Annotated in this window: 4 protein-coding genes and 1 pseudogene; all 5 read left to right on the forward strand. The window is 68.4% G+C overall.

Features of this window, described 5'->3' with window-relative positions; translation table 11 throughout:
* On the forward strand, window positions 1-228 hold a 228-nt coding region (locus RI841_RS12315), incomplete at its 5' end, for a hypothetical protein (protein WP_310705899.1).
* A 41-nt stretch (window positions 229-269) separates the two neighbouring features.
* Window positions 270-1,214, forward strand: a complete 945-nt coding sequence (locus tag RI841_RS12320) for a cobyrinic acid a,c-diamide synthase (RefSeq protein WP_310705900.1) — start codon at window positions 270-272, stop codon at window positions 1,212-1,214.
* A gap of 45 nt (window positions 1,215-1,259) precedes the next feature.
* Window positions 1,260-2,445: pseudogene (locus RI841_RS12325) on the forward strand (toxic anion resistance protein).
* A 73-nt stretch (window positions 2,446-2,518) separates the two neighbouring features.
* Window positions 2,519-3,823: an ATP-grasp domain-containing protein gene (locus tag RI841_RS12330; protein WP_310705901.1), complete on the forward strand. Its 1,305-nt coding sequence runs from the start codon at window positions 2,519-2,521 to the stop codon at window positions 3,821-3,823.
* Window positions 3,824-3,884: 61 nt separating this feature from the next.
* Window positions 3,885-5,627, forward strand: a 1,743-nt coding sequence (locus RI841_RS12335) for a CocE/NonD family hydrolase (protein ID WP_310705902.1), incomplete at its 3' end; no start/stop codon positions are given.

A 5,627-nucleotide genomic window follows, 5' to 3' on the forward strand; every position in this document is an offset into this window, starting at 1 on the left:
GCCGCGTCAGGCCGTAAGCTCAAGGTAAAATGGTGGAATTGGAATTCGACCATGGCCCTCATCCGCTCCGGTCGCGATGCTCCCCGTCGCGGTGCCAGCTGTCGTCGCCAGCGGTGCCGATTCGACAGGGCCTGCTTCGATCGCTGGCTCGACCGGGTGGTGGTCGTGGCGGTGAGCATCGCCCTGCTGGTGGGCGTCGTGGCCCTGGTCCTCACCCTGCTGCTCTAGTGGCGTGCCTCCCCTCCGACGGATAAAGGATATTCAGCCCCATGCTGGGATTCCTCCAGGGATTTTCCTATGGCCTCTTCCTGACCTGCCTGCCGTGGCTGCTGGTAGGGATGGTCAATCCGCGCCTGGCCGTGCCCGTCGAGCCGCCTGGCCGTCTGCAGGTCATCCTGCGCTATGCCCTGGTGGTTCCCTTCATCAGCATGCTGTTGTGGCTGACCTCGCTGTGGGGCGGCTTCGGGCCGACCCTGACGGGATGGCTCGCGGGGCTGGTGGCGATTCCGGTGACATTGCCGCTGGAGCGTCGCCTGCGTGGCTGGCTCGCTCGGCGACGCGAGAAGCGCCGGCAGGCGGCGCGGGCGGCCGATGCCGCACGACGCCGTGCGCAACGGCAGCGCGACGCCCACGAGGCCGACCTGGTGGTGCTCGATCCGGCACGGCCCCCGGCGAATGCCGACGACCTGGTGCTGGCCCTCTGCCGGGCCAAGCAGGGGTTGATTGACGCCCAGCGCCCCGACCTGGCGGTCCAGGCCGACCGCGTCTACAGTCGCTATCGCCACGTGCTGGGCGTGCTGGGGAGCCGCTTTGACAGCGGCGAGCTGGCCTTCGCCCGTGCCCGCGGGCTGGTGATCGAAGTCTGCCGTGCCGTGGTGGATACCCTCGATGCCATGGCCTCCCGGGCCCGGGGGGTGGCGAACGTGGATGGTGACTTCGTGCGGCGCCGCCTGAGTCGCGAGGGCCGGGCGCTGGGGGCGCAGGAGCGTGCCGCCCTGGTGCGGCGGCTGGAGCTGCTCGAGGAGACCGAGAGGGGGCTGCGCGAGCTGGCCGCACGCAACGAGTCGGCTTTGACCGTCCTCGACGACACGGCCGTGTCCCTGGCGCGCATCGAGACCGGGCGCCCGCAGGCCTCGGTCACCACCGAGCAGGCGCTGGAGGAGCTGCACCGTTTCGTCTCCCGCGCCGACCGCTACGGGCGTGGCAAGTCCTGAGGTCGGCCCTTCATTTGCCCAGACCCGATCCTTGGAGAGGTGCCCATGACCCAGCAATCCGAACGCGGCTCCCGCCTGTCGCTGCCACCGGTAGAGGAGATCGCCCATCAGCTGGACGAGAGCGCATCGGACGACGGTGCAGGCGACGCGTCGCTGGCGGCCCAGGCCGATGCCTTCGTCGGCGAGCTGGTCGCCAGCGGCGATGCGGATGACCTGGCGCGCCAGCGACGCGCCATCGATGAGCTGGGACTGGACTTGCAGCAGCAGGCCGCTCACCAGAGTGCCATGCTGCAGACCCCGCTGCGCCAGCTGGCCCATCACGGTGACGAGGGTGGCCCCGTGGCCAAGGCCCTGGTCGACCTGCGCGGCCGGATGCAGGAGCTGGACCCGGCCCGGCACCGTCTGTCACCGGGCCCTCTGGACCGCGTGCTGGCCTTGCTGCCGGGGGGCCGGCAGTCGCCTGCAGCGCTACTTCCGCAAGTTCGAGACGGCCCAGCAGGCGCTGGACGCGATCATCGCCGACCTGGAGGGGGGGCGCGACATGCTGCATCGCGATAACCTCACCCTGAGCGACGACCAGCAGTCGCTGCACGAGAGCCATGTCCAGCTGCAGCGCCAGGTCGCCCTGGGACGGCTTATCGACGAGCGGCTGCAGGCCGCCATCGCCCGCCGCGCCGAGGAAGACCCCCAGCGGCGCTTCCTCGAGGAGGAGCTGCTTTTCCCGCTTCGCCAGCGCATCGTCGACCTCCAGCAGCAACTGGCAGTGAGCCAGCAGGGCGTGCTGGCGCTGGAGGTGATCATCCGCAACAACCGTGAGCTGATGCGTGGCGTCGACCGTGCCATCAACGTCACCGTCTCGGCGCTGACCGTGGCGGTCACGGTCGCCCTGGCCATCGCCAACCAGCGGCTGGTGCTGGATCGCGTCGAAGCGCTCAATGCCACCACCTCGGAAATGATCGGGGGGACCGCAAGGGCGCTGCGCCAGCAGGGCGTGGACATCCAGCAGCGGGCCTCCTCGGCGATGCTCGACATGCAGGCCCTGGAGGAGGCCTTCGGGGAGGTGATGGGCGCCATCGACGACCTGTCCCGCTATCGCCGCGAGGCCTTGCCGCGGCTGGATGACCAGATCGAGCGGCTGGCCGCCCTGGCCGGCCAGGGCGGTGAGGCCATCGACCGCCTGCAGCGCGGCCGCGAGGAAGAGGACGCCGCCGGGCGCGACCGACAAGGCTGACCCCGCATCGCTCGCGAATTGGACTATGCTGCTCGAAGGCGCCGAGTCCGGTGCGCAACGGAGGGGCAGGGCGATGGCCGAGGAAAAGAACATCTTCGTGGTGGGGCTCAACGACTTCAACCGCCAGCGTCTCGAGACGCTGCGTGGTGCCGGGCAGTGGCGATTCCACGGGGTGATCGCCCCGGAGGCGGTCTACGACACCGAGGAGTTCGACATCGCCGCCATGCTGGCGGAGGCCACGGCGCAGCTCGAGGCCTTCGAGGGCACCATCGACGCCATCGTCGGCTACATGGACTTTCCGGTCTCGACCATGCTGCCGATTCTCTGCGAGCGGTTCGGTGTCCGCAGCACCTCGCTTTCGAGCCTGCTCAAGTGCGAGCATAAGTACTGGAGCCGCCTGGTGCAGCGCGAAGTGATCCCCGCCCACATCCCGGCCTTCGCCGCCTTCGATCCCTTCGACGACGAGGCGTTGACCCGGATCAGCGAGGCGGAGCTCTACTTTCCCTTCTTCGTCAAGCCGATCAAGTCTTCGGGCTCGCGACTGGGCTTTCGCATCGACACTCCCGAAGATTTCTACCATGCCATCGAGCAACTGCGTGACGCGATCGGCCTGATCGCCGACCCCTTCAACACGGTGCTGGAGCAGGCGCGGCTGCCGCCGGAGGTGGCCGCGGTGGATGGGCACTACTGCATGGCCGAGGAGATCATCGGCGGCTGGCAGTGCACGGTGGAGGGGTACGTCTTCGAGGGGGAGGTAGTCAGCTATGGCATCGTCGATTCGCTGCGCTACCCGCAAGTGCTGAGTTTCTTCCACTACCGCTATCCCTCGGGCCTTCCCGACGAGATCCAGGCCGAGATGGTCGAGCTGACCCGCACCATCATGACCCACATCGGCTACGACAATGCCGCCTTCAATGTCGAGTACTTCTGGGACGAGGTGCAGGGACGCATCTGGTTGCTGGAGATCAACACGCGCATCTCCCAGTCGCATTGCGACCTCTTCGAGAAGGTCGACGGCATCAGCCACCAGCAGGTCACCATCGACCTGGGGCTGGGAAGCCGGCCCGACATGCCGCACCGCGAAGGGGAATTCCCCATCGCGGCCAAGTTCTTCTATCGGGTGTTCTTCTCCGATGCGCTGGTGACCCGGGTGCCCACCCCGGAGGAAGTCGCCTCGCTCGAGGCCGACTTCCCCGGCACCATGATCGATGTCCAGGTGGTGGAGGGGCAGTGCCTCTCCACACTGCCCGAGCAGGACAGCTACAGCTATGCCCTGGCGCATGTCTGGACGGGGGCGGCATCGGCCGAGCAGCTGCTCGCCGACTACGACCGGCTGGCGGCGCGCCTGGTGTTCGAGTTCGACAATATCCAGGGCTGAGCATGCCCGGCCTGGAGCAGGGTACAAGGGACTAGTTCAAGGGACCTAGGAGAGCAGGATCATGCGTATCGTCAATGACTTTCCCCGCCGGATCATGGAGGAGGAGACCTGGATCCCGTTGCCCGATGGCAGCCGGCTGGCGGCGCGCATCTGGCGGCCGGTGGACGCCGAGCTCCACCCCGTGCCGGCGATCCTCGAGTACCTGCCCTACCGCAAGCGTGACCTCACCGCCGAACGCGACGTCCAGAGCCATCCCTACTGGGCGGGTCATGGCTATGCCGGGGTGCGGGTCGACATCCGCGGCACCGGCGAGTCCGACGGCGTGCTCACCGACGAGTACCTGCCCAGCGAGCTCGAGGATGGCCTGGCGGTCCTCGCCTGGCTGGAGGCCCAGCCCTGGTGCACCGGCGATGTCGGCATGATCGGTATCTCCTGGGGCGGTTTCAACGGCCTGCAGATCGCCGCGCTGCGTCCTCCGCAGCTCAAGGCGGTGATCACGCTCTGCTTCACCGACGATCGCTACGCCGACGACATCCACCATATGGGTGGCTGCCTGCTGGGCGACAACCTCTCCTGGGCCTCGACCATGTTCGACGGCAACGCCTGTCCGCCCGACCCCGACCTGGTGGGAGAGCGCTGGCGAGAGATGTGGCTCGAGCGCCTGGACGGCAGTGGCCTGTGGCTCGCCCAATGGCTCGAACACCAGCGCCGCGACGATTACTGGAAGCACGGCTCGGTCTGCGAGGACTACTCGCGGATCCAGTGCCCGGTCTATGCCGTCAGCGGCTGGGCCGACGGCTACTGCAATGCCGTCTTCCGGGTGCTGGAAGGGCTCGAGGTGCCACGCAAGGGGCTGGTCGGTCCCTGGGCCCACAAGTACCCGCATCTGGGCGTGCCGGGCCCGGCCATCGGCTTCTTGCAGGAGTCGCTGCGCTGGTGGGATCAGTGGCTCAAGGGCGTCGATACCGGGATCATGGACGAGCCCATGTTGCGTGTCTGGATGCAGGAGTCGATGCCGCCCTCGGCGCGCTACGACGAGCGCCCCGGGCGCTGGGTCGCCGAGCCCGATTGGCCGTCACCGAATATCCTGCCCGACGCCTTTCAGCTCACCGAGGGGCATGACCTGGTGCCGGATGGCGAGGCGGGAGAGGACGACGGAGCCACGCTCGACATCCGTTCACCCCTCTCGGTCGGGCTCTTCGCCGGCAAGTGGTGCTCCTACAATGCCCCCCCTGACCTGCCCCATGACCAGCGCGACGAGGATGGCGGGGCGCTGATCTTCCAGACGGCGCGTCTCGAGGCACCGCTGGAGATCTGCGGGTCGCCGCTGGTGGAGCTCGAGCTCGCCGCCGACCAGCCGGTGGCCATGGTGGCGCTGCGCCTCTCCGACATTGCCGAGGACGACAAGGCCACCCGGGTCTCCTATGGGCTGCTCAACCTGACGCACCGCGACAGCAACGAGCACCCCGAGCCGCTGGAGCCGGGCCGGCGCTATCGGGTCAGGATTCCACTCAAGCATATCGCCCAGCAGTTTCCTGCGGGTCACGCCATCCGCCTGGCGCTTTCCACCAGCTACTGGCCGCTGGCCTGGCCGACGCCGCGGCCGGCGCGGATCACTGTCTGGCCCGGCGCCAGCCGGCTGCTGCTGCCTCGACGCGAGCCACGCCCGGTGGAGGAGGCCGCGATGCCCGCCTTTGCCGAGCCGGAGGGGGCGCCGCCCCTGGCCAAGACGCTGCTGCAGCCCAGCCAGGAGTCCTGGCGGGTGATCCGCGATCTGGCCCAGGACCGCACGACCCTCGAGGTG

This window comes from Halomonas sp. (assembly GCF_031581305.1).
Classification (GTDB): Bacteria; Pseudomonadota; Gammaproteobacteria; order Pseudomonadales; family Halomonadaceae; genus Halomonas.

Bases quoted from the DNA above. Each gene is read 5' to 3' on its own strand.
- RI841_RS12320 (WP_310705900.1), top strand. From the start codon at position 270: ATGCTGGGATTCCTCCAGGGATTTTCCTATGGCCTCTTCCTGACCTGC.
- RI841_RS12330 (WP_310705901.1), top strand. From the start codon at position 2,519: ATGGCCGAGGAAAAGAACATCTTCGTGGTGGGGCTCAACGACTTCAAC.